The sequence below is a fragment of the Kitasatospora sp. NPDC002040 genome, from assembly GCF_040296785.1.
GTDB lineage: Bacteria > Actinomycetota > Actinomycetes > Streptomycetales > Streptomycetaceae > Kitasatospora.
In genome coordinates, this window is record NZ_JBEOXV010000011.1 from 128,224 (window position 1) to 151,414 (window position 23,191).

19 protein-coding genes are annotated in these 23,191 nt (G+C 73.1%); 9 read left to right on the plus strand and 10 right to left on the minus strand.

From position 1 onward, the window contains the following. Positions 1-73: 73 nt before the first annotated feature. Complete coding sequence (locus ABT118_RS23050) at positions 74-1,468, minus strand: DHA2 family efflux MFS transporter permease subunit (RefSeq protein WP_350672020.1); 1,395 nt, start codon at positions 1,466-1,468, stop codon at positions 74-76. A 93-nt stretch (positions 1,469-1,561) separates the two neighbouring features. Between ABT118_RS23050 and ABT118_RS23055 the strand changes: the two genes are divergently transcribed. Next, positions 1,562-2,059, plus strand: a complete 498-nt coding sequence (locus ABT118_RS23055; protein WP_350672022.1) for a winged helix-turn-helix transcriptional regulator — start codon at positions 1,562-1,564, stop codon at positions 2,057-2,059. A 60-nt stretch (positions 2,060-2,119) separates the two neighbouring features. Here the strand turns inward: ABT118_RS23055 and ABT118_RS23060 are convergent, their stop codons facing one another. The 6 genes from ABT118_RS23060 to ABT118_RS23085 all read right to left on the minus strand — a co-directional run bounded on the left by ABT118_RS23060 (position 2,120) and on the right by ABT118_RS23085 (position 8,027). Beyond that, on the minus strand, positions 2,120-3,085 hold the full coding sequence (locus ABT118_RS23060; RefSeq protein ID WP_350672024.1) for a Gfo/Idh/MocA family oxidoreductase: 966 nt from the start codon (positions 3,083-3,085) through the stop codon (positions 2,120-2,122). Position 3,086: 1 nt separating this feature from the next. Further along, entirely contained in the window at positions 3,087-4,394 is a 1,308-nt protein-coding gene (gene ligA / locus ABT118_RS23065) for a protocatechuate 4,5-dioxygenase subunit alpha (protein WP_350672026.1), read from the minus strand. A gap of 23 nt (positions 4,395-4,417) precedes the next feature. Next, positions 4,418-5,335 carry an amidohydrolase family protein gene (locus ABT118_RS23070; protein WP_350672028.1) on the minus strand — a complete coding sequence of 306 codons (918 nt, stop codon included), beginning with the start codon at positions 5,333-5,335 and terminating at the stop codon, positions 4,418-4,420. Beyond that, the gene (gene ligK, locus ABT118_RS23075) at positions 5,332-6,024 is read right to left on the minus strand and encodes a 4-carboxy-4-hydroxy-2-oxoadipate aldolase/oxaloacetate decarboxylase (RefSeq protein ID WP_350672029.1); all 693 of its coding nucleotides are present in this window, start codon (positions 6,022-6,024) and stop codon (positions 5,332-5,334) included. Before ligK ends, ABT118_RS23070 begins: the two co-directional genes overlap by 4 nt. Before the next feature lie 16 nt (positions 6,025-6,040). Further along, entirely contained in the window at positions 6,041-7,072 is a 1,032-nt protein-coding gene (locus tag ABT118_RS23080; RefSeq protein WP_350672031.1) for an amidohydrolase family protein, read from the minus strand. Positions 7,073-7,259: 187 nt separating this feature from the next. Next, complete coding sequence (locus ABT118_RS23085) at positions 7,260-8,027, minus strand: IclR family transcriptional regulator (protein WP_350672033.1); 768 nt, start codon at positions 8,025-8,027, stop codon at positions 7,260-7,262. Between the two features lie 74 nt (positions 8,028-8,101). Between ABT118_RS23085 and ABT118_RS23090 the strand changes: the two genes are divergently transcribed. Then, the gene (locus tag ABT118_RS23090) at positions 8,102-8,803 is read left to right on the plus strand and encodes a substrate-binding domain-containing protein (protein ID WP_350672036.1); all 702 of its coding nucleotides are present in this window, start codon (positions 8,102-8,104) and stop codon (positions 8,801-8,803) included. A 19-nt stretch (positions 8,804-8,822) separates the two neighbouring features. Here the strand turns inward: ABT118_RS23090 and ABT118_RS23095 are convergent, their stop codons facing one another. After that, positions 8,823-9,524, minus strand: a complete 702-nt coding sequence (locus tag ABT118_RS23095; RefSeq protein WP_350672039.1) for a TetR/AcrR family transcriptional regulator — start codon at positions 9,522-9,524, stop codon at positions 8,823-8,825. Positions 9,525-9,679: 155 nt separating this feature from the next. Between ABT118_RS23095 and ABT118_RS23100 the strand changes: the two genes are divergently transcribed. Beyond that, the gene (locus tag ABT118_RS23100) at positions 9,680-11,188 is read left to right on the plus strand and encodes an APC family permease (protein ID WP_350672042.1); all 1,509 of its coding nucleotides are present in this window, start codon (positions 9,680-9,682) and stop codon (positions 11,186-11,188) included. 90 nt (positions 11,189-11,278) lie between these two features. Further along, the gene (locus ABT118_RS23105; RefSeq protein WP_350672044.1) at positions 11,279-12,928 is read left to right on the plus strand and encodes an amidohydrolase; all 1,650 of its coding nucleotides are present in this window, start codon (positions 11,279-11,281) and stop codon (positions 12,926-12,928) included. Positions 12,929-12,985: 57 nt separating this feature from the next. Here ABT118_RS23105 and ABT118_RS23110 read toward each other — a convergent pair whose 3' ends face one another. Next, entirely contained in the window at positions 12,986-14,947 is a 1,962-nt protein-coding gene (locus ABT118_RS23110; protein ID WP_350672045.1) for an ATP-binding cassette domain-containing protein, read from the minus strand. A 518-nt stretch (positions 14,948-15,465) separates the two neighbouring features. On the opposite strand from ABT118_RS23110, the gene ABT118_RS23115 reads away from it, so the two are divergent. From ABT118_RS23115 to ABT118_RS23135, 5 genes are all read left to right on the plus strand, one after another. Then, complete coding sequence (locus tag ABT118_RS23115; protein WP_350672182.1) at positions 15,466-16,122, plus strand: class I SAM-dependent methyltransferase; 657 nt, start codon at positions 15,466-15,468, stop codon at positions 16,120-16,122. Then, positions 16,119-17,969, plus strand: a complete 1,851-nt coding sequence (locus ABT118_RS23120) for a lyase family protein (RefSeq protein ID WP_350672047.1) — start codon at positions 16,119-16,121, stop codon at positions 17,967-17,969. Before ABT118_RS23115 ends, ABT118_RS23120 begins: the two co-directional genes overlap by 4 nt. Further along, entirely contained in the window at positions 17,966-19,612 is a 1,647-nt protein-coding gene (locus tag ABT118_RS23125; protein ID WP_350672049.1) for a thiamine pyrophosphate-binding protein, read from the plus strand. The genes ABT118_RS23120 and ABT118_RS23125 overlap by 4 nt, the downstream gene beginning before the upstream one ends. Positions 19,613-19,631: 19 nt before the next feature. Continuing rightward, the gene (locus ABT118_RS23130; RefSeq protein WP_350672052.1) at positions 19,632-20,789 is read left to right on the plus strand and encodes a Glu/Leu/Phe/Val dehydrogenase dimerization domain-containing protein; all 1,158 of its coding nucleotides are present in this window, start codon (positions 19,632-19,634) and stop codon (positions 20,787-20,789) included. 78 nt (positions 20,790-20,867) lie between these two features. Next, positions 20,868-22,274: a class-II fumarase/aspartase family protein gene (locus tag ABT118_RS23135; protein ID WP_350672054.1), complete on the plus strand. Its 1,407-nt coding sequence runs from the start codon at positions 20,868-20,870 to the stop codon at positions 22,272-22,274. Between the two features lie 41 nt (positions 22,275-22,315). On the opposite strand, the gene ABT118_RS23140 is transcribed toward ABT118_RS23135, so the two are convergent. Continuing rightward, a complete protein-coding gene (locus ABT118_RS23140; RefSeq protein WP_350672056.1) occupies positions 22,316-23,053 on the minus strand; it encodes a hypothetical protein in 738 nt (245 codons plus the stop codon). Positions 23,054-23,191 lie beyond the last annotated feature (138 nt).

Genomic DNA, 23,191 nt, shown 5'->3' on the forward strand with positions numbered 1-23,191 from the left:
GGGCGGCTTCGACGTCCTGCGCGCGGCAGTTCAGGACGGGTTCGAACCGTGCCCTCCCTGCTGTGACAGGTCCTCAGACCGTGGAGCGGGCCGTACGGTTCCGGGCCCGCGCCAGCAGGAGTGCGGCGGCGCTGGCCAGGACCGCGGCCACGATCACCGCGGCCCAGCCGCGGCGGAACGCCTCCAGTGCGGCCTGCGGACCGGTCGGTTCGCCGATCAGGGCGACGACCAGCGCCACGCCCACCACCGCCCCGATCTGACGGCTCATCGTGGTCACGGCCGACCCGGTCGCGAAGCGGGCCGGCGGCAGGGCCTGCGCGGCCGCGCCGATCAGGGTGGGCAGGGTCAGGCCGACGCCGAGGCCGGTGAGCAGCAGGCCCGGCAGCAGCGCGGCGGCGTAGTCCGGTCGGACGTCGATGGCGACGGCCCACCAGCCGATCCCGGCGGCGAAGGCCAGGGTGCCGAGTGCGGCGAGCAGGCCGGGGCCGAGTCGGCGGACCAGTGCGGCGCTGCCGATCGCGACGGGCGGGACCAGGAGCGGGCCGGGGGCGATGGCGAGTCCGGTGCGCAGCGCGGAGTAGTCCCAGATCTGCTGGCACCAGAGCACGGACGTGAGCAGCATGCCGGCGAAGGCGGCGGTGAAGAGCAGGGCGGAGGTGTTGGCGGCGGCGAAGGTCGGGACCCGCAGCAGCGGGAGGTCGACGACGGGCGCGCGGTGGTGCGCGGACCGGTGCAGGAACCAGGCGGTCAGGGCGACGGTGGCGAGGGCGCCCGCGATCACCGGGGCGGAGGTCCAGCCCCAGTCGTTGCCCTTGACCAGGGTGACGGCGAGCGCGGCGATGGCTGCGGTCAGGAGTACCGCGCCGAGGATGTCGGGCAGCGGGCCGGTCTCCTTGGTGTGGGCGCGGGGCAGGACCCGGACACCGGCGGCGATGGCGGCGAGGCCGACCGGGACGTTGGCCAGGAACACCCAGCGCCAGTCGGCCTCGACCAGCAGCCCGCCGAGGACGGGGCCCAGTCCGGCGGCGATCCCGCCGATCGAGGCCCAGGCGCGGATGGCGCCGGGGCGGCGTTCGGGGGCGGTGGTGGCGAGGAGCAGGGCGAGCGAGGTGGGGACGAGGGCTGCGGCGCCGGCGGCCTGGAGGACGCGCGCGGCGTCGAGCCACAGGACACCGGGGGCGAGCGCGCAGAGCGCGGAGGCGGCGGTGAAGAGCGCGAGGCCGGCCAGGAAGACGGTCCGGTGGCCGATCCGGTCGGCGAGGCGTCCAGCGGTGACGAGCAGGGCCGCGAAGACGATGGCGTAGCCGTTCAGGATCCAGGACAGCGTGCTCAGGGTGCTGCCGCGGAAGTGCTGCTGCATCGCGGGCAGGGCGACGTTGACGATGAACAGGTCGAGGTTGGAGACGAAGACTGCGGCGGCGATGACCAGGAACGCGGTGCGTCCGGCCGGTCGGGGTGCGGCTTCCACCACTGGTGGGTTTGATATTCCAACTGTGTCCATGGCCGGGCACGCTAGCGGGAGTGGGTTTGATTACGCAACTCACCGTGGCATGCTGGAGCGGTGACCCCTCCTCCCGCCACGCCCCCGCCCGGCCGGCCCTGCTCCATCGCCGCAGCTCTGCAGGTGCTCGGTGAGAAGTGGGCCCTCCTCGCCGTGCGCGAACTCTTCTACGGCAACCACCGTTTCGAGCAGATCGTCCGCAACACCGGTGCGCCGAGGGACCGGCTGACCGCCCGGCTGCGCGCGCTCGAGGAGGCCGGTGTCGTCGAGCGCCGCGCCTACAGCGAGCGCCCGCTGCGGTACGAGTACCACCTCACCGAGGCCGGTCACGACCTCGCGCCGCTGGCCCAGTCCCTGCTCGCCTGGGGCGACAGGTGGCTCCTGCCGGAGCCCCCCGCCGTCCTGCACCACCACGTGGCCGACCACCCCGACCACCCCCTCGACGCCGCCTGGACCTGCCGCACCTGCGGCCACGACGTCGGCTCCGCCGACCTCACCCTGGAGGTCCGCTCCCCCGGCTGGAACCACCAGGGCCCGCTGCCGCCGGTGCCGTCCTGAGCGGACGCGGGCAGGCCGCTTCGGCACCGGCAGGCACACCGAGTACTTCGGCGGGGATGCCTACGCGGAGCGGAGCTGCTGCTCCAGTGCGGCGAGGGTGCGGTAGCAGGGCATCACCTGGGCGATGGAGGCGTTGGGTTCGCGTCCCTCGCGGATGGCCGCGACGAACTCCCGGTCCTGCAGCTCGATGCCGTCCAGTGCGACGGCCACGCCGCTGACGTCCACCCGCTCCTCCGTACCGGTCAGCAGGTCGTCGTAGCGGGCCAGGTAGGTGCCGGTGTCGCCGATGTAGCGGAAGAAGGTGCCGAGCGGGCCGTCGTTGTTGAAGGATAGCGACAGGGTGCAGATCGCGCCGTCGGCGGTGCGCAGTTGGACGGACATGTCCATCGCGATGCCGAGTTCGGGGTGGACGGGTCCCTGGATCGCGTTGGCCTGCACGATCGGTGAACCGGTCTGGTGGGCGAACAGGTCGACGGTGTGGGCGGCGTGGTGCCAGAGCAAGTGGTCGGTCCAGCTGCGGGGCTGCCCGAGTGCGTTGAGGTTGCTGCGGCGGAAGAAGTACGTCTGCACGTCCAGCTGCTGGAGGCGGAACTGCCCGGCCCGGATCCGCTGTCGCAGCCACTGGTGGCTGGGGTTGAAGCGCCGGGTGTGGCCGACCATCGCGACCAGTCCGGTGCGCTGCTGGGCGGCGAGGCAGGCCTCGGCGTCCTCGAGGGAGGAGGCCAGCGGGATCTCGGTCTGCACGTGCTTGCCGGCCTCCAGGCAGGCGAGGGTCTGGGCGGCGTGCAGGGGGGTGGGCGTGGCGAGGACGACGGCGTCCACCTGGTCCGACGCGAGCACCTCCGCCAGGCTCGCCACCGCGCGGCCCACCCCCTGTTCGGCGGCGAACCTCCGCGCCTCCTCGAGGTCCGCGCTCACCACGGCGGTCACTTCGACGCCTTCGATCCGGCGCAGGGCCGCCGCGTGCTTGGCGCCGAAGGCACCGCCGCCGGCCAGGGCGATCCGTACGGTCTGCTGGGCGGTCATGTCACTCCTCGGTGGCGGGCGTCGCGGCCCGCGGGTGGTTGTCCAGGATCAGGTGGCCGACGGCGGTGTTGGACGCCGGTACGTGGTAGAAGCGGTGTCTCAGTTCGACCTCGCCCTCGCCGTCGACGTCGCTGAGGGCACCGCGTGCGATCAGCCACATGACCAGTTCGATGCCCTCCGAGCCGGCCTGCTCGACGTACTCCAGGTGCGGGACCCGGGCCAGACCCGCCGGGTCGTCGATCAGCCGGTCCAGGAAGGCGTTGTCCCACTGACGGTTGATCAGTCCGGCGCGCGGGCCGTGCAGCTGGTGGCTCATCCCGCCGGTGCCCCAGATCTGCACCTTCAGCGGCCGGTCGTACGACTCGACCGCGCGGCGCAGGGCCCGGCCGAGCTGGAAGCAGCGAGCACCGGAGGGGACGGGGTACTGCACCACGTTGACGTGCAGCGGGATCACCTTGCACGGCCAGGCGTCGACCTCGCCGAACATCAGCGAGAGCGGGACGGTCAGGCCGTGGTCCACGCTCATCTCGTTGGCCAGGGTGAGGTCGAAGTCGTCGCTGATCAACGAGTGCGCCAGGTGGGCCGCCAGGTCCGGGTCGCCCTCGATGCCGGGGACGGGCCGGGGACCGTAGCCCTCGTCGGCGGTGGGGTAGGCCGCACCGGTACCGAGCACGAAGGTCGGGATCAGCGACAGGTCGAAGGCGCTGGCATGGTCGTTGTAGACCAGCAGGACCACGTCGGGGAGGTTGTCCCGCTGCCAGGACCTGGAGAACTCGTAGCCCTCGAACACCGGCTGCCAGTAGGGCTCGCCGGTCTTCCCGTGATCGATCGCGGCGCCGATCGCGGGCACGTGCGAGGTGAAGACCGCGGCGGTGATGACGGCGTGTTCGACCGGCGGGGCGGGGTCGGTGTGGGCGGCGTCCAGGACGGCGTGGTCGATCCGCCGGCCGACCGGGGACCGGCCGCCGGCCGCCATCATGGCGCGGTACTCCTGTTCGGTCATCCCGGTCATCGAGCCGGCCATCTGCTGGAACGACAGCCCGAGCGTGGCGCCCCACTTGGCGAGGAAGTAGATGTTGCCGCCCTCGCGCACGGCGGCGTTCAGGTCGCGGTCGAGCAGGGCCCGCTTCTGCTCCTCCCGGAGCGGCCAGGCGTCCAGGTAGGCGCGTTCGTCGGCGAGGTAGCTGGCGCGGTTCTCGGCCGTCATCAGGGACATGCAGAACTGGTTGAGGTGGTAGCCCTTGGCCGACTGCTCGGCGTCGAAGATCGTGGTGCCGGGCACCGATCGGTAGGTCCTGTCCAGGGACACGGTGGGATCCAATCTGCGCCGGTTCAGCGCGCTTCCGGCCAGTACAGCCGCATCGGGTTGTCGACCAGGAGCCGTTGCCGCAGCTCCGGGGTGGGGGCCACGTGCGGCAGGAAGTCGACCAGCAGGCCGTCGTCGGGCATGTGGTCGACCAGGTTGGGGTGCGGCCAGTCGGTGCCCCAGAGCACCCGGTCGGAGAACTCCTCGACCACCCGCCGGGCGAACGGGACCACGTCGCGGTAGGCCGACCGCTCCCCCGCGAGAGCGGGCGGTCCGGTCACCGAGAGGCGCTCCGGGCAGCTGACCTTGCACCAGATGTCGGGCCTGGCCCGGAGGAAGTCCAGGAAGGCCCCGAACTCCGGTCCGTCCGGATCGCGGGTCACGTCGGGGCGGCCCAGGTGGTCGACCACCAGCGGCACCGGGACGGACAGCAGGAAGTCGCGCAGCTCCGCCAGGTCGGCCGCCTCGAAGTAGACCACCACGTGCCACCCGTAGGGGGCGATCCGCTCGACCACGTCCCACAGGTCCTGGCGCGGCGTCACATCGACCAGCCGGCGGACGAAGTTGAACCGGACGCCCCGGACACCGGCGTCGTGCAGCTCGCGGAGTTCGGCGTCCGGGATCCCGGGGCGGACCGTGGCCACGCCCCGGGCGAGTCCGCCGGAAGCGCGCAGGGCGTCGACCAGGGCGGAGTTGTCCGCGCCGTGGCAGGTCGCCTGGACCACGACGTTGCGGGCGAATCCGAGGTGGTCGCGCAGGGCGAACAGCTGCTCCTTGGACGCGTCGCCGGGGGTGTACTTGCGCTCGGGGGCGTAGGGGAAGGTGCGGGCCGGGCCGAAGACGTGGCAGTGCGCGTCGACGGCGCCCGGGGGGAGTTGGAGGCGGGGGCGGCTGGGCTCGGGGTGCCAGTCCAGCCATCCCGGGGTCTTGTCGTGGTGGGTCATCGTTCCTCGTAGCGCAGTCCGAGCTCGGCCAGCGGGCCGCGCATGCCGTACAGGTCCAGGCCGAGTTCGCCGCCGCGGAAGCGTTCCCGGCGGCCCGCTTCGGCGGCCTCCCGGCGGGCCGAGGCCTCCGCCACCTCGGCGGCCCGCTCGCGCGGCACCACCACCACGCCGTCGCGGTCCGCGAGGACCACGTCGCCGGGGTGGACCAGCGCGTTGGCGCACACGACGGGGACGTTTACCGAGCCGAGGGTGGCCTTGACCGTGCCCCTGGCGTTGACCGCCCGGGCGAACACGGGGAAGTCCATCGCCTCCAGGTCGGCCACGTCCCGGACGCCGCCGTCGATCACCAGGCCCCGGCAGCCCCGGGCCCGGAAGGAGGTGGCGAGCAGCTCGCCGAAGAAGCCGTCCTCGCTCTCGGTGGTGCAGGCGGCCACCACCACGTCGCCGGGCCTGATCTGTTCGGCGGCGACGTGCAGCATCCAGTTGTCGCCGGGCTGCAGGAGCACGGTGACGGCCGTGCCGCAGACGCGAGCCGCCGGGTAGACCGGGCGCAGGTAGGGGCGCAGCAGGCCGGTCCGGCCCATCGCCTCGTGGACCGTTGCCACGCCGAACGCCGCCAGCGCGGCGACCGCGTCCGGGTCGGCCCGGGTGATGCCGGTGCGGACGACACCGAGGTCGGGTGCGTTCATGGGGGTTCTCCTGGGGTCAACGCGCCGACGCGGCAGCGCGGTCGGCGATGCGGGCGGCGAGACGGGGGAAGACGCGCAGGGCGTTGCCGGCGTAGACCTCGGCCCGCTGCGCGTCGGTGAGATGGGGGGTGGCGTCGACGTAGCGCCGGGTGTCGTCGAAGTGGTGGCCGGTGCGCGGGTCGACGCCGCGGACGGCGCCGATCACCTCGCCGGCGAACAGCACGGACCGGCTGGGGATCACCCGGGTCAGCAGGTCGATGCCCGGCTGGTGGTAGACGCAGGTGTCGAACAGGACGTTGTCCAGCAGCGTCTCCGGATCGGGGCGTCCGAGTGCGAGCGCGAGCCCCCGGAACCGGCCCCAGTGGTAGGGCACCGCACCGCCGCCGTGCGGGATCACCAGCCGCAGGGTCGGGAAGTCGGCGAACAGGTCGCCCTGGACCAGCTGCATGAAGGCCGTGGTGTCGGCGTTGAGGTAGTGCGCGCCGGTGGTGTGGAACGCCGGGTTGCAGGAGGTGCTGACGTGCACCATGGCGGGCACGTCGTACTCCACCAGGGCCTCGTACAGCGGGTACCAGCTGCGGTCGGTGAGCGGCGGGGCGGTCCAACTCCCGCCCGAGGGATCGGGGTTGAGGTTGACGCTGACCGCACCGAGCTCCTCGACCGCCCGCCGCAGCTCCGGCAGGCAGGTGGCGGGATCGACGCCGGGCGACTGCGGGAGCATCGCGCCCATGGCGAACCGGTCCGGGTGGAGGGTGCTGACCCGGTGCACCAGGTCGTTGCAGATCCGGGACCAGGCCGAGGAGACCGCGAAGTCCCCCAGGTGGTGGGCCATGAAGCTGGCCCGGGGCGAGAAGACGGTCAGATCGGTGCCGCGTTCGTCCATCAGCTTCAGCTGGTGGGGCTCGACGGCGGCGCGCAGCTCGTCGTCGGTGATCACCGGCTCCGCCGGATCGGGTCCGGCGGTGCCGACCGCGGCGAGCTGGCGTGCTCGCCACGTGGCCAACTGCGCCGGGGCCGTGGTGAAGTGGCCGTGGCAGTCGATGATCATGACGAGTGCTCCCGGTGGGTCGGCGCGGGCCGGACCCGAGGGGCCGGCGGCGACCGCCCGGTGGAGCCGGTGCGGCCGATGTCCCGAACGCTGCCACCCGCCGTGGCGGCGGATCTGCCCTGATTCCGTCAGGCGGAAGTGCAGCGTGTCCGAACCAAGAAGCCGAGGTCGCGCACGTCCTGCCAGGTCAGCCCGTTGCCCGGGCGCGTCGCCCCAGCTGCTCGGAGATCTCGCCCGCTGCGAGGCGCAGCGGTTCGCGGAGCCCGCGCACCCGGCTCGCGCTGTCCGCCGTGATCACGATCCCCAGGGCCGCCGTCACCGGTCCGGTCCGGCCGATCCGGATCGGGGCGGCGACCGCTACGGTGTTCTCGGAGAGCTGCCGGTCGCTGACGAACACCTGCTCGCGCCTGATCCGGTCCAACTGCCGCCGGAGCAGGCCCGGGTCGGTGACCGTGTACGGCGTCCAGGCCCGGAGCGGGGATGCCAGCACCTCGGCCTGGACGTCCTGCGGCGCGTACGCCAGCAGCACCCGGCCCATCCCGGTGGCGGCGACGGGGAAGCGCGCCCCGACCATGGTCAGCAGCTCCACCGACCGGTGCCCGGCGATCCGTTCGACGAAGACCAGCTCGGTGCCCTCGCGGACCGCGAGCTGGACGTTCTCGTGCGTCGCCTCGTACAGGTCCTGCATAAACGGCAGTGCCACGTCCCGCAGGATCTGGCTGCGCGGGCAGCCGGAGGCGATCTCCCACAGCCGCAGACCGACGTACCAGGCGCCGTCCTCGCCCCGCTCCAGCGCACCCCAGGCGGCCAGTTCGGCGACCACGCGGTGGGCGGTGCTGAGCGGGAGACCCGCGCGCTGGGCGATCTGCGACAGACCCTGCGAGGAGCGCTCGCGGTCGAAGGTCGAGAGGACCCGGAGCACCTTTCCGGCCGCCGTACTGGAAGTCGAATCCATCGCGCCAGTCTCGCAGGAGCCGCGCGGGGCGGCTCGCGACGCGACGTACCATCACCCGGACCCAAGGAGACCGCATGGACCACCCACTCGCACTGATGTCCTCGATGGCGACCCGGCCGATCCTGGCCGAGCTGGCCCGGCACCTGGCCGAGGACCACGGAACCCGCCTGGACGCCACCGCCGCGGGCGGGGTGGAGATCGCCCGCCGGGTACGCGGCGGAGCCGGGGCCGACCTGCTGGTGCTCGCGGAGGACGCGCTCGCCGACCTGGCGGCCGAGGGACACGTGCGCGCCGACACGGTCCGCCCGCTGTGGATCTCGCAGGTGGTGGCCGCCGTGCCGGCCGGGGCGGCGATCCCGGTGTTCGGCACCGAGGCCGACCTCGCCGCCGCCGTGCGGACCGCGGGCCGGATCGCGTACTCGACCGGTCCCAGCGGCAGCGCGCTGCTCGGGCTGCTCGGCCGCCTCGACCTGCTCGAATCCGTACAGGACCGCCTGGTCCAGGCCCCGCCGGGTGTGCCGGTCGGCAGCCTGCTCGCCTCCGGCGCGGCCGAGCTGGCCTTCCAGCAGCACAGCGAACTTCTCGGGCTTCCCGGTGTCCGGGTGCTGGGGCCACTGCCGGGGGCGAGCGCGATCAGCTCCGTCTTCGCGGCCGGCGTGCTCAGCAGCTCCGGGCAGCCGGGTCGGGCCACCCATGTCCTCGACCTGTTCGGGTCCGACCGGGCGTCGGCGATCGCCGGGGCGCACGGGATGACGGCCGCGCGCGGCCGGCCCTGACCGGCCGTCAGGACCCGGGTCACCCGTCGGCCGGGCGCACCGCCTCGAACTGGGCGAGCATCAGCTCCAGCGCGTCCGGGAACGCCGAACCCGCCATCTCCGGCAGGTGCTCGCGGACCGCGTGCAGATTCGGGTAGCGCTCGGCCGGCAGGCTGCCGTGCACGGTGCGCCAGACCTCGCCCTGCTGAAGGCGCTGCTGCTCGCTGAGCGAGCGCACGTCGGCGTCGAGGGCCGCGTGGGCCAGTACGGTGTCGATGAACGTCCGGTACCGGCGCACCGCTTCGGCCGGGACGAAGCCGGCCCGCAGGAAGATGCCGAGGCCGGTGTCGACCGCGTGGCACTCGCCCGGCCCGCCGGTCACCCGGGAGGCGCGGACCGTCGCCAGCCGGGGGTGGCGCAGCACGGAGCTGTGCACCCGGAACGCGAAGTCCCGCAGCGACGCGATCCAGTCCTCGCCCGGCGTGAAGCCGGTGAGCGAGTCGCCGATCAGCCGGTCCGCCACCGCGAGCAGGATCGCGTCGGTGCTGGGGAAGTACCGGTAGAGCGTCGAGGGGTCGCAGCCCAGGGCCGTACCGAGGCGGCGCACGGTGAGCGTGCCGGTGCCCGGCGCCTCGACCAGCTCCAGCGCCGCCGACACGATCAGCTCCTCGGTGAGCACGGTCCCGGTACTGGTCGGGCGCCGTCGCTTGCGCTCGACCGGGATGCGCTGCGGACCGGGCATGGCGGGCTCCTTCTTATGACAACGTATTGACGTAAGAATGGCATGGTTGTTTCATCGGCGCACACCCCCTCGTCCGCCGCCCGCCCCCCGCACCGCCGGGCCCGGACCGGACCGGGGCACTTCCCCCACGCCTCCCCCACGCCAAGGAGCCCACAATGGCCGTCCCTCCGGAGACCAGACCGCCCGCCCCGGGCATGCGCCGCACCCTCGGGGTCCGCGACGGCATCGCGATCGCGGCCTCCAGCACGGCCGCGACCACCAGCATCGGCATCGGCATGGGCGCCCTGGCCGTCTACGCCGGCCGCCAGACCCCGGCCCTGCTGATGGTCGCCTTCCTGCCGATCCTCGGGATCGCGCTGTCCTACGCACGGCTCAACCGCACCGAGCCCAACTGCGGCAACGGGTACACCTGGGTGGGCCGTTCGGTCGGCGCCTGGCCGGGCTTCCTGACCGGCTGGGTGGTCCTGGTCGCGAACGTGATCTTCATGGCGTACACCAGCGCGATCACCGGCTCGGTGATCCTGCAGTTCGCCAACAAGGCGGACGTGCACAGTCTGCTGGGGATCGCGCTCGACCCCGGCTCCACCGGCGTGAGCACGGTGGTCGGGCTGGTCGCCCTGGTCACGGTGACCGTCACGGCCGTCACCGGCGTGCGGTCCGCGACCCGCCTGCAGTGGGTGCTGCTCGGCTTCGAGTACACCGTGCTGCTGGTCTTCTGCACCTGGGCCCTGGTCACCGGGCACGAGTCGTTCTCCTGGGCCTGGCTCAACCCCTTCGCTATCGACTCCTTCCGGTCGCTGGCCCAGGGCCTGGTGCTCGCGGTCTTCGTGTTCTGGGGCTGGGACGCCGCGTTCACCGTCAACGAGGAGACCAGGAACGCCTCCGACGCCTCCCGCGGCGGCCTGATCGCCCTGGTGGCCATGCTCGGCCTGCTGGTCTTCGCCGCGATCTCGTTCCAGCGGGTGATGAGCACCGACGAGCTGATCGAGCAGGGCCCGCAGGCACTGACCTTCCTCGGCGCGAAGCTCAGCCCCGAGCCCTGGGCCTCGCTCCCGCTGGCCGCCCTGATGTGTTCGGCGTTCGCCTCGCTCCAGTCCAGCGTGATCCCCACCGCCCGCGGCGCACTCGCGATGGGCCGCGACCAGACCCTGGGGCGGATGTGGACCAAGGTCCACCCCCGGTTCGGCTCGCCGGCCGTCGGCACCGTCCTGATCATGGCGATGTCCGCCGCCGTCGCCGTGCTCGCGGTCGGCATCCCGAAGATCAACCTGATGATCCTCACCGCGGTCAACTCGATCGGCCTCATCGTCGCGCTCTACTACGGGCTCACCGCGCTGGCCTGCGCCGTACGGTTCCGGGGCGCGCTGCGCGAGGGGCCGCTGGAGGCGATCCGCAGTGTGATCGTCCCCGGCCTCAGCGCCTTGGTGCTGTTCGGGCTCGGGATCTACCTGGCCGTCCAGTACGCCACCATGAGCGACCACTTCCAGGCCACGCCCGACAACGGCTGGTTCATGCTGCTGATCCCCTCGCTGATCATCGCCACCGGGCTGCTGGCCGCCGCCGTCGCCAAGTGGCACCGCCGGTCCGCCTACTTCACCAGCGGACGCGGCACCGACGCCGACGCGATCGCCCTCCCGATGGACGAGGCCGCCGGCCCGGCCTGATCCCGCCGGCCCAGCCCGATCCCGGGGGCCGGCCGCCCTGGCCGGCCCCCGCCCGACTCCCGTCCGCACCGACCGTCCTGGAGCAGCAGCATGCACACCGACACCGCAGCCGACCTCGTCCTCACCGGCGGGCCCGTCCACACCGTCGACCCCGCCCACCCCTACGCCACCTCGGTCGCCGTCCGCGGCGAGCGGATCGTGGCGGTCGGCCACGACGAGGTCCACGCGCTGATCGGACCCGCCACCGAGGTCGTCGACCTGCACGGACGTCTGCTCGTCCCCGGCTTCCAGGACGCCCACGTCCACCCCGTCGGCGCAGGCGTGGAACTGGGCCAGTGCGACCTGTCCGGGGCCACCACCCCCGACGAGTACGCGGCCCGGATCCGCGCCTACGCCGACACCCACCCGGACCTCCCCTGGATCACCGGCGGCGGCTGGTCCATGGAGGCGTTCCCCGGCGGCACCCCCGACCGGCACCTGCTGGACACCGTGGTGCCCGACCGCCCCGTCTATCTCGTCAACCGCGACCACCACGGCGCCTGGGCCAACACCCGGGCGCTCGACCTGGCCGGCCTCCACCGCGACACCCCCGACCCGGCCGACGGCCGGATCGAACGGGACCCGGACGGCCGGCTCAGCGGCACGCTCCAGGAAGGCGCCATGGAGCTGATCGCCCGTCACGTCCCCGCGGTCACCCCCGACGAACAGCTGGCCGGCCTGCTGCGCGCCCAGGCGGTGCTGCACTCCCACGGCATCACCGCCTGGCAGGACGCCCTGCTGGGCGAGCACGCCTCCACCACCGACGCCGCCCTGGCCTACCGCCACGCCGTGACCGAAGGCCTGCTGACCGCCCGGGTCCGCGGCGCCCTGTGGTGGGACCGCTCGCGCGGCCTCGAACAGCTCCCCGAACTGCTCGCCCGCCGCGAACACTTCACCCTGGGCGGACTGAACACCCACACCGTCAAGATCATGCAGGACGGCATCGCCGAGAACGGCACGGCCGCCATGCTCGCCCCCTACCTCACCGACTGCGGCTGCGTTTCCGGCAACTCCGGGATCTCCTTCGTCGACCCCGAGGAACTCGCCGCCGTCGTAACGCGGTTGGACGCCGAGGACTTCCAGGTCCACTTCCACGCCCTCGGCGACCGGGCAGTGCGCGAAGCCCTCGACGCCGTCGCCGCCGCCCGCCACGCCAACGGCAACCGCGGGAACCGGCACCACCTGGCCCACCTCCAGGTGGTCGACAGCGCCGACATCCCGCGCTTCCGCGAGCTCGGCGCCACCGCCACCATCCAGCCCCTGTGGGCCGCCCACGAACCCCAGATGGACGACCTCACCATCCCCTTCCTCGGCGCCCAGCGAGCCACCCGCCAGTACCCCTTCGCCGAACTCGCCAACAGCGGCGCCCTGTTGGCGTCCGGAAGCGACTGGCCGGTCTCCAGCCCGGACCCGATCGCCGCCCTGCACACCGCCGTAAACCGCCACCAGCCCGGATCCGACCGCCCCGTCTTCCTCCCCGAGCAGCGCATCACCCTGGCCACCGCACTGACGGCCTACACCGCAGGCAGCGCCTACGTGAACCACCTCGACGCCACCGGCACCATCACCGTCGGCAAGCTGGCCGACCTCGCCGTCCTGGACCGCGACATCTTCGCCCGGCCCGCCGACGAGATCGCCCAGGCCCGGGTCCAGCAGACCTTCGTCGGGGGACATCGCGTCCACCACGCTCCCGACGCCTGAACGACGGCGGGTGGGAGCGCGCGATCCCCGGAGCGCTCGGAGGCGTCCCCGAGACGATCACCCCACCGTTCGCTGCACCGGCAGGGAGCGGTCGAGCTGGAAGTCGAGCAGCTCGCGGAACAGTCCGTCGCCTTCGGCGGCCAGGGTGTCGTAGCTGCCCTCCTGGACGACGCGTCCCGCGCTCAGGACCAGAATGCGGTCGGCCAGCCGGGTGTTGGCGAGGTTGTGGGTCACCAGGACCGTGATCCGGCCCTTCGCCATGGCGCGGACGGCGTGCAGGATCCGGTGTTCGGCGGCCGGGTCGAGGTCACTGGTCGGCTCGTCCAGCACCAGCAGGCCCGGCGCCTGGCTGCTTCGGTAGACGGACCGGGCGACTGCGGCGCGCTGCCACTCCCCGCCGGAGAGCTGGTGACCGCCCAGCCACTCCTGGGCGAGCAGGGTCGCCCAGCCGGACCGCAGGCCGGCTACGACCTGGTCGAACGCGGCGGCCCCGGCGGCCTCCTCGACCCGGGCCTGGACGTCGGCGGGTTCGGTCCCAGGGGTGGAGAGGTGGATGTTCTCGGCGGCCGGGAGCGGCCAGCGGGCGAACTCCTGCGGGGTGTAGGCGACTCGGCGCCACAGCGCGTCGGGGTCCAGCTCCTCGATCGGGACGCCGTCCCACCGCACCTCGCCGCGCCCGGCCTCGGGGAGCAGCAGTCCGGTGAGCAGGCGGGTGAGGGTGGACTTGCCGGAGCCGTTGTGTCCGACGATCGCGACCACCTCGTCCTGACGCAGGGTCAGGTCGATGTCGTGCAGGGCGGTCTTGGCCTCGGTGCCGGGGTAGGTGTAGCTGAGGGAGCGGACCTCGATGGTGCCGGGTGCGCCCGGGGTGCGGGTGCCGCGGCGGATCCGTGCGCCGCCCGCCTGGTCGAGGAAGTTGGCCCAATCGTCCAGGTAGAGGCCGACGCGGTAGAGGCGGGCACCGGTGCCGACGACGCCTTGGAGGCCGCTCGCGGCGGTGCGCAGGGCGAAGGTGGCGGCGAGGCCGGCGGCGACGGTGATCCGGCCGGTGGCGACGATGGCGAGCAGGGTGCCCCACACGAGGGCGGTGCCGAGTCCGGTGGCGAGCGCGGCCAGGGCGGAGACGCGGGCGGCGATGCGGGTGGCCGCGTCGGTGGCGTCGGCGATCTTCTGGTCGGCAGCACGGTACTTGCTGAGCAGCAGCGGGGCGACGGTACTGGCGCGGACCTGGTCGGCGTGGAGCTTGTCGACGGCCCACCAGCGGTAGATCCGCAGGGCGCGGCGTTCGTCCGTGGTGGCCAGGGCGGCGAGGTAGTGGATCCGGGCGGTGCGCACGGCGGCGACACCGGCCGGGGCGGAGCCGAGCAGGAGTGCGGGGAAGAGCAGCGGGTCGAGGGTGGCGACGATGCCGGCGGCGGCAAGGAAGGAGATGGCGGCGGCGATCACGTCCAGGGCATCGGCGAGCAGGTCGGGGGCGGTCTGGGCGCCGCGGTCGGCGGCCTCCCAGGCGTCGTTGAAGTCGGGGGTGTTGTAGGCGGCGAGCTCGGCCCGGGTACCGGCCTCGACCAGGGCGAGTTCGGCGCCGCGGGCGATCCTGGGGGCGATCCGGCCGGAGAGCGCGGCGATGACGACGCCGAGCAGGGCCCTGACTCCGGCGGAGAGGGTCAGGACCGTCAGCGCGGGTGCACTCTGGCGCAGGTGCTCGGCGACGGGGCCCTCGCGCATCACCCCGGCCAGCGCGGCGGCCGTGGCCGCGAGCACGACCGCGCCCAGGACGCCGGAGGCGGCCTGGCAGATCAGCACTGCGGCGGTGGAGCGCGGGTCGGCGTTCCAGGCCAGGCCGAGCGCGCGGCGCACCAGGTGCGGGAGTCGGCGCACCATCGAGCCGGTGGAGAGCGTGGTCGCCGCTGCCGCCCGGTTGTCGCCGGGCAGGTCGAAGCGCAGGTTCTCGTTGTGCTCCGGCTGCTCGCCGGGCGCGGGGTCGTCTGCGGGGTGTACCGGTGCGGTGGGCTGGGCCACGGACGCCTCCTGGAGGTCGGGGCGGGGCTCGGACAGCCCGAAAGGCCCTCGCGGCGGACAGGCTCCGCTGCCACTGGAAGGCTGGCCCGACTCCGGATTCGGCGGCCGTGGAAGAGGCGGGGTTGAATCCTGGCAGCCACCCCCGACACCTCCCGGCGTGTCCGTCGCCCCCTCACTCGAAGTGGCCAAATCCGGTCCCACATCGGCGAGTTGCCACCATCTGGCAGCGATCTTCAGCCAGGCCGCCCGAGCGCCGTCGAGGGGACGGTCGAGCTCCTTGCGGGCACCGGGTCTTATGGCCAGGGTCTCCGAGGCCGCGGACACTCGGAGGCATATTTATTTACGCCACATGGAATTAATGATTCCGAATGCTAGCGTTCCTCGGGTGCCACGGAATCCCCAATCCTGGCCCACTCAATGGTAGGTGAATCATACTTAGCAATATCACCAACCTCCTCTATCGGAATCCCGCACTGTACGACGCGGCCTACGCGGAGTGCGCCGACGAGATCCCGAGCCTGTGCGAGGACCTCACCAACCGCGAGGGCGGCCGCGAGTTCGGCTCCGTGCTGGACGTCGGCTGCGGCACCGGCCGCGACCTGGCCCTGCTGACGGAGCGGATGCGAATCCCCCGCGCCGTCGGCCTGGATCTCCAGCCGGACATGCTCGCCCACGCCCGGGCCCGTCACCCGCACCTGGAGTTCCACCAGGGCGACATCCGCGACGCCGATCTCGGTGAGCGGTTCGACCTCCTCCTCTGCGTCGGTCTGGTGCTCAGCAATCTGCACCGCTCCGAGGACCTGGCCGCCGCGACCGCAGGCCTGGCCCGGCACGCGGCACCCGGCGCACTGCTGCTGCTGGAACTCGCCCACGGCACCGCCCGCCCGGCCCCCGACCTGCCCTCGGCGTACACCGCCGGGCCCTACCGGGCCACCGCCGACTACCAGCTGGACCCGGCGGCGAGCACGCTGGTGCGGCGCCGAACCTGGCACGGCGCCGACCTCCCGGCCCCGGTCGAGGACTTCGTGACCTTCCGCACCGTGACGGTCGAGGAGATGCGCGCCCTGCTGGCGGCGAACGGCTGGGAGCTGACCACCACGCACGATAACAGGCAGCTGCGCGAAGGCCCGCTTCAGGGCTGGCGGCTGACCATGACCGCCCGGAGGACCGGATGAGGACCGACGAGGACATGCTGGGCAGCATCGAGCTGCCCGACCACCTCTACTACGGGGTGCACACCGAACGAGGGCGGCAGAACTACGACGTCTCCGGCCCGGTGCTCGGGGACTTCCCGCACTACGTCTCGGCGCTCGCGCAGGTCAAGAAGGCCGCCGCGCTGGCCAACGCCGACGTGGGCGTCATCGACCGGGAGGTCGCCGAGGCGATCGGCCGGGCGGCGGACGAGGTGGTGGCGGGGCGGTTCGGCCGCGAGCAGTACCCGGTGAACATGCTCAACGCCGGTGCCATGTCGGTGAACATGAACCTCAACGAGGTGCTGGCCAACCGGGCCAACGAACTGCTCACCGGCCGGATCGGCCACGACCTCGTGCACCCGAACAACCATGTGAACGCGGGTCAGTCCACCACCGACGCCATCACCACAGCGATGCTCATCGCCCTGCACCACGGGGTCCGGGGACTGGTCACCGAGGTCCGGGCGATGGAGGAGGTGCTGGCGGCCAAGGCCGAGCGCTACCGCCACGCCGTGAAGCCGGCCCGGACCTGCCTGCAGGACTCGGTGCCGGTGACCTTCGGTCAGTCCTTCGGCGCTTACCTGGCCGTGGCCCGGCGGGGCATCGAGCGGCTGGAGGCGGCGGCCGACCGCTGCCTGGACGTACCGATGGGGGCCACCGTGGTCGGCACCGGGCTCGGCGTCGGGGCCGGCTACCTGGAGCGGATCTTCCCCCGGCTCCGGGAGGCCACCGGGCTGGCGCTGCGCCGGCACCCCGACTCCTTCGACTGCGTGCAGAACGGCGACGTCTACCTGCACCTGTCCGCGACCTTCAAGGCCCTGGCCACCAACCTCTCCAAGATCGCCCGGGACCTGCGGCTGCTGGCCGGCAGCGACATGCGCGAGATCACCCTGCCGGCCGTCCAGGCGGGCTCCTCCTACACTCCCGGCAAGGTCAACCCGGTCATCCCCGAGCTGGTGATCCAGGTCGCCTACCAGGTCTGCGGAAACGACACTGCGGTCACCATGGGGGTCGAAGGCGCCGAGCTGGAGGCCAACGTCTGGCTCGGGCTGATCACCAAGAACCTGTTCGAGTCCTGCGCCCTGCTCACCGGCGCTGTCCCGCTGTTCACCCAGCGCTGCCTGGCCGGGATCGAGGTGAACGAGGAGACCGCCCTCGCCCACGCCCGTTCCACCCTCGCGCTCTCCGCCGTCGTCGGCAGCGTCCACGGGTACGAGGCAGGGGTCCGGGCCGCACTGCACGCCAAACACCACGGCACCACCATCGGCGAGGCCGTCGTCGAGCTCGGCATCATGTCCCCGCAGGCCGCCGACGCACTCTTCGACCCGCTCACCCTGACCGACCCCACCCGCAGCCCGCACCTGGTCGACGAACTGACCGAGCTCGAACGGCGCCGGGTGACCGCCCTGTTCGAGGCACTGCCGCTCCCCGTACGACACCGCATCCTGCACGCGGTGACCGTGATCGCCGAGGCCGACGGCAGGATCACCAACGAGGAGGACATCGCCCTGCGCATGATCGGCCGCGCCCTCGGCGTCGCACCGGGAGCGGACCGTCCGGCCGCCGACGGACTCAGCAGCGAGCACCGCTCCCTCGTCTACACCTGCGCGGTCTGGACCGCCCTGGTCGACGACGAGGAGGACGCCACCGAAACCCGCCAACTGGAGCTCCTGCAGGCCGAACTCGGCCTCGACCAGGCCGCCGAGACCGCCGCCCGCCGGCGGGTCGAGCAGGTCCTGGCCCGGCGGCGGGCCCTGCTGCCGCGCTCGGAGGAACTCCCCTGGTGGGAGCAGTTCGAGGCACTGATCACCACCGAGGCGGTGCGGTGAGCCGAGCCCCGACCGCGGCCGGGGCACTGGTCGACGCCCTGCGGGAGCACGGCGTCGACCGGGTCTTCTGCGTCGCCGGCGAGAGCTACCTCTCGGTACTGGACGCGCTGCACGACACGCCCGGGATCGACGTGGTGACCTGCCGTCACGAGGGCTCCGCCGCCTACCTCGCCCTCGCGGACGCCAAGCTCACCGGGCGGGCCGGGGTCTGCCTGGTCAGCCGGGCCCCGGGAGCGGCGAACGCCTGCGTGGGGGTGCACGCGGCGGCCGAGAGCGGAGTGCCCCTGGTGGTACTGGTCGGAGCGGTGTCCAACGGCCGGACCGAGCAGGACTCCTTCCAAGGGCTGGACCCGGTACGGCTGTTCGCCGCGGTCACCAAGGCCGGCTGGACCGTCCGCACCCCCGACACCGCCGCCCCCCTGGTCCACCGCGCCCTGCGCACCGCCGAGTCCGGCACCCCCGGCCCGGTCGTGCTCGCCCTGCCGCAGGACGTCCTCGCGCAGCCCGTCGCACCGACACCGGTCCGCCCCGACCCGCAGCAGGCCGCTGCCGCGTCCCCCGCCGACGTCGAGCAGGCCGGGCAGCTGCTCGCCCGCGCCCGGCGGCCGCTGCTGGTGGCGGGTGCCGGACTGGACAGCGCGGTCGGCCGGGGCCTGCTGCGGGAGTTCGCCGAACGGCACGGCGTCCCGGTGGTCACCAGCAACAAGCACCCGCACCTGCTGCCCAACCGGCATCCGCACTACGCCGGGCAGCTCTCCGACGCCGGCTCCCCCGGGCAGCTGGCCGAGCTCGGGCAGGCGGACCTGGTGCTCGCCGTGGGCACCCGGCTGGACTGGGTGACCAGCCGGGGCCGCAGCTTCCCGCCCGGCCCGCCCGAGCGCCAGCCCCTGGTGCACGTCCACCCCGGCGCCGCCCCGGTCCCGGCGGTCCGGCGGCCGACCGTCGGCGCGGCCTGCGACCCGGCGGACTTCCTGCGCCTGCTGCTGCCCACCGAACCGGCGCCGTGGCAGGAACGGTCCGCCTGGACGGACCGGCTCCACACGGCCGAGGTACGGCGGGCCGCCTGGCGGCCCACCGAGGCACCGGACGGCGTGGTGTTCGGCGCGGTGGTCACCGCGCTGGACGAACTGACCGGCGGCGACGCCACGGTGGCGGTCGACTCCGGCGCGTTCACCAGCTGGGTGCTGCGGCACTTCCGGTTCGGGCCGCGCGGCCGGCTGCTCGGGCTCGGTTCCGGCTCGATGGGCTTCGGCGTGCCGGCTGGGGTGGCGGCCGCCCTGCGCGGCGACGGCACCGTGCCCACCGTGGTGGTCACCGGCGACGGCGGCTTCCTGATGAACGGCACCGAACTGGTCACCGCCTGCGCCCGGCGGCTGCCCCTGCTGGTGCTGGTCGCCAACAACAACAGCTACGGCTCGATCCACCTGCACCAGCAACGACTGCACCCCGGCAGGTCGGTGGGCACCGCACTGAGCAATCCCGACTTCGCGAAGCTCGCCGACTCCTTCGGCGCCCTGGGTCTGGTCCTGGACCGGCAGGAGCAGGCCGGCACCGTGCTGGCCCGGGCCCTCGACCATCCCGGGCCGGTCCTGGTCGACATCCGCACCAGCCTCCGGCACGCCCGCGCGCCGCTGCCCACCTGATCCGATCGGAGCACCCGTCATGACCTCCCGCACCACGGAGTACACCGACCCGGCCACCGGTGTCCGGGGCTGGCTCACCTACCACGACGGCGACCGACCGCTCTCGGCCGGCGGCTGCCGGCTGCGCCCCGGGCTCACCCCGGTCGAACTCGCCGCACTGGCCGAGCGCATGACGGTCAAACAGCGGGTGCTCGGCACCAACGTCGGCGGAGCCAAGTGCGGCCTCGACCTGGCGCCCGACGCCCCCGGCAAGGCCGGGATCCTCGGCCGCTTCCTGCACTTCCTCCGCGACGACCTGCTCACCCGCTACAGCATGGGCCCCGACCTCGGCACCGACTGGGGCGAGCTCTCCGCACTCGCCGCCGACGCCGGGGTGCCCTCGATCAAGTACGCCGTCGGGCTGCGCCAGGGCCTCACCGACGCGGACTTCGCCGCCCGGGTCGCCCTGCTCGACCGGCCTGCGGGCGGCGCGCTGACGCTCGGTCAGCGGCGGGCCGGGCACGCGCTCGGGCACGCCGCGCTGCGCGCCGCCCGGCAGGCCGGCGCGAGCGGCCCGGTCCGGGTGACGCTGCAGGGCTTCGGCAACCTGGGCCGGGCCGCCGCCCTGACCCTGACCGAGCAGGGCGCCCGGCTGGTCGCCGTCGCGGACGAGCACGGCTGCCGCAGCGCCCCGGCCGGGCTCGACGTCGCCGCTCTGCTGGGCGCACCCAGCCGGACGCCGGTTCCCGCCCTGCCCGCTGCCGGTCCGTCCACCGCGCCCCGCGAACTCTTCGCGATCCCCGCCGATGTCCTGGTGCTGGCGGGCGGTTCGGACGCCTTCGACGAGACGACCGCCGCCGTACTGCCCTGCCCCGCCGTGGTGGTGGGCGCCAACCACGGCCTGCGCGAGGAGGTCGAGGAGGTGCTGCACCGGCGCGGTGTCCTGGTGCTGCCCGACTTCGTCGGCGGTATCGGCGGCTCCGCCTCGATGGAGGCCCTGTTCGGCCCCGCCCGCACCCCGGACGTCCCGACCGTCCTGGCCGACCTCGCCCGCCTCATGGACGGCCTCACCGACGACCTGGCCGCGCACAGCCGCACCTCGGGCACCACCCCGCGGGCGACCGCCCTCCGGCTGGCGGCCCGGCGTCCCGTCGACCCGGCCGCGCCGCCGTACGGCCACTGCGTCTACCTGACCTGAGCCGCCCAACCCGGCCTGCCCGGCTCCCGAGAGCGCCCGCACCACCACCCACCTCCAGTCGATCGGAGAACGCCTCCCGTGACATCCGACCCCCCGTGTCCCCACGAGCGCGGGCACATCACCGACTCCCGGCTCTCCGGCAACTGCTACGCCACCGAGGCCAGCCGCCGGATCTTCTGCGACACCTGCCGCTTCCAGCGCTGGCTGGGGATCGAGGCCGCCCTCGCTCTGACCCAGGCGGACCTGGGCATCGTCCCGGCCGAAGCCGCCGCCGCCATCGCCGCGGCCGCCCACCTCGGCCCGGTCGATCCGGCGGCCGTCGACCGGGAGGCCCGCCTCACCGGGCACACCCTGGTCGGCCTGCTGCGGGTCCTGGCCCGGGCGGCCGGCCCGGAGTCCGGCCAGTACGTGCACTTCGGCGCCACCACCCAGGACATCCAGGACACCGCCCAGTCCCTGGAGCTCCGCGACGTGCTCGACCAGCTCCAGCCGCAGCTGGACCAACTCCTGCTCGGCCTCACCGAACTGACCGAGCGCCACGCCCACACCCTGGCCCTCGGCCGCACCCACGCCCAACCCGCACTCCCGATCTCCTTCGGCCTCAAACCGGCCAGCTGGATCGACGAACTGCTGCGCCACCGCGAGCGCCTCGCCCAGCTGCGCGAACGCGCCCTGGTCGTCCAGCTCTTCGGCGCGGCCGGGACGATGGCCGGCTTCGGCGGCCGGGGCCCGGCCCTGCTCGAAGGCTTCGCCAAGCGCCTCGGCCTGCAGGCCCCGGTGGTCGGCTGGCACGTCGCCCGCGACCGGGTCGCCGAGTTCACCACCGTCCTGGCCATGCTGTGCGGCACGCTGGCCCGCATCGCCGACGAGATCCGCACGCTGTCACGGCCCGAGTTCGGCGAGATCAGCGAGGAGTGGCAGTCCGGGCTGGTGTGCAGCAGCACCATGCCGCACAAGCGCAACCCCGAACGCAGCGAACAGGTCGCCGTCCTCGCCCAACTCGCCGCCGCACAACTCGGTCCGGCCTGGGCCAGCATGACCGGCGAGCACGAACGCGACGCCCGGAGCTGGCGGCTGGAGTGGGCCTTCGTCCCCGACGTCTCCCACTACACCCTGGCCGCCCTGGAGACCACCCTGGCCATCGTCGGCGACCTGCGGGTGCACGAGGAACGGCTGCTCGCGAACCTGGCAGCGGTGGCCGACCAGGTGATGTCGGAACGGCTGATGTTGGCCCTGGGCCGGAAGATCGGCAAGCAGCACGCCTACCAGGAGATGTACGAACTGGTCCACCGGGCCCAGGACCTCGGCCACCCCATCCGGCTCGCCCTGCAGGAACGCACCGACTGGTTCACCCCCGGGGAACTGGCCACCCTGCTCGACCCCGCCGGCTACCTCGGCTGCTCCGCCCAACTCGCCCACCGCACCGCTGCTCACGCCCGGACCGCCCTCGGAACTGCGCCGGATTCCCACCGACCCGGGACGTGAGCCCGTACCGTTCCCGAACTCTGCGTCACTGGGCCCGCGCGTCATCGTTCACGGTAGAACCCGCTGCCCGTCAGGCGGACCGCCAGGTCCTCTCCCACGGCATCGACCAGGACCGTGGCGGGAGCAACGTGGCTCTCGAACCGGCCGCCGATCGCTGCTTCCACCGCCTTCGCCGCCTCGTCCCGTCCAAGGCCGGTGGAGGTCAGGAACCAGGTCAACGTCGTCTTGCAGAGCCCGTACCAACCCCCCTCGGCGTGGGTGCTGTTGATGACTGCGGTGACCAGGCGGGTCACCGCGCGCTCCAGGTGCCAGCTACGGGTCTCGGCGTCCGCGCCAGGAAGGGGTACGAGCTGCTCGAACCGCTCGGCGATGTCCTCCAGCCAGTCGCGCCACTCCAGCAGGCAGGTCACGACGCGGTCCGCGGTCTCCTCGGGCTCTTTGACCGAATGCCGATCGCAGCACCAGGTTTCGACGGGACCGCCGTAGTGGGTCGAATGGTCCCAGCCGCAGGCCCACCGGCCGTACCGGGACACCAGGAGCACAGTGACCTCGTCGATGAACCTGAAGCCTGCCATCCGATCGGGGTCAGCGTCCCAGTCGGCTGCGGAAGGCACCATCGGGACGACCAGAGCGGTCAGCCGTGCCGCCTCCTCGTCGTCCCAGTCGAAGGCGTTCCGGTGGGGATCAGCGGCGGACCACGGCAGGTCCCAGGCTCGTTCGCGGTGGAGGGACGTGACGTACCTCCGAAGTCGGACAGGACGGAACAACCGACCGATCATGCCGACCAGGCTGGTACCTGTCACCCCGTTTTGTCGACCGCAGACCTGCCGGTTGGCCGCCGTTGGCCGAGCACGTTCACGTGTACCCACCTGGGCACATGCCCGGCGCGGCAGGATTTTCGTAGCCGAAGATCGCCA

Coding starts and splice junctions, on each gene's coding strand:
- ABT118_RS23060 (WP_350672024.1), bottom strand. CDS start 3,085: ATGACCGCCCAGCAGACCGTACGGATCGCCCTGGCCGGCGGCGGTGCC.
- ABT118_RS23100 (WP_350672042.1), top strand. CDS start 9,680: ATGGCCGTCCCTCCGGAGACCAGACCGCCCGCCCCGGGCATGCGCCGC.
- ABT118_RS23085 (WP_350672033.1), bottom strand. CDS start 8,027: ATGGATTCGACTTCCAGTACGGCGGCCGGAAAGGTGCTCCGGGTCCTC.
- ABT118_RS23130 (WP_350672052.1), top strand. CDS start 19,632: ATGACCTCCCGCACCACGGAGTACACCGACCCGGCCACCGGTGTCCGG.
- ABT118_RS23140 (WP_350672056.1), bottom strand. CDS start 23,053: ATGATCGGTCGGTTGTTCCGTCCTGTCCGACTTCGGAGGTACGTCACG.
- ABT118_RS23070 (WP_350672028.1), bottom strand. CDS start 5,335: ATGACCCACCACGACAAGACCCCGGGATGGCTGGACTGGCACCCCGAG.
- ABT118_RS23095 (WP_350672039.1), bottom strand. CDS start 9,524: ATGCCCGGTCCGCAGCGCATCCCGGTCGAGCGCAAGCGACGGCGCCCG.
- ABT118_RS23120 (WP_350672047.1), top strand. CDS start 16,119: ATGAGGACCGACGAGGACATGCTGGGCAGCATCGAGCTGCCCGACCAC.
- ABT118_RS23080 (WP_350672031.1), bottom strand. CDS start 7,072: ATGATCATCGACTGCCACGGCCACTTCACCACGGCCCCGGCGCAGTTG.
- ligK (WP_350672029.1), bottom strand. CDS start 6,024: ATGAACGCACCCGACCTCGGTGTCGTCCGCACCGGCATCACCCGGGCC.
- ABT118_RS23090 (WP_350672036.1), top strand. CDS start 8,102: ATGGACCACCCACTCGCACTGATGTCCTCGATGGCGACCCGGCCGATC.
- ABT118_RS23105 (WP_350672044.1), top strand. CDS start 11,279: ATGCACACCGACACCGCAGCCGACCTCGTCCTCACCGGCGGGCCCGTC.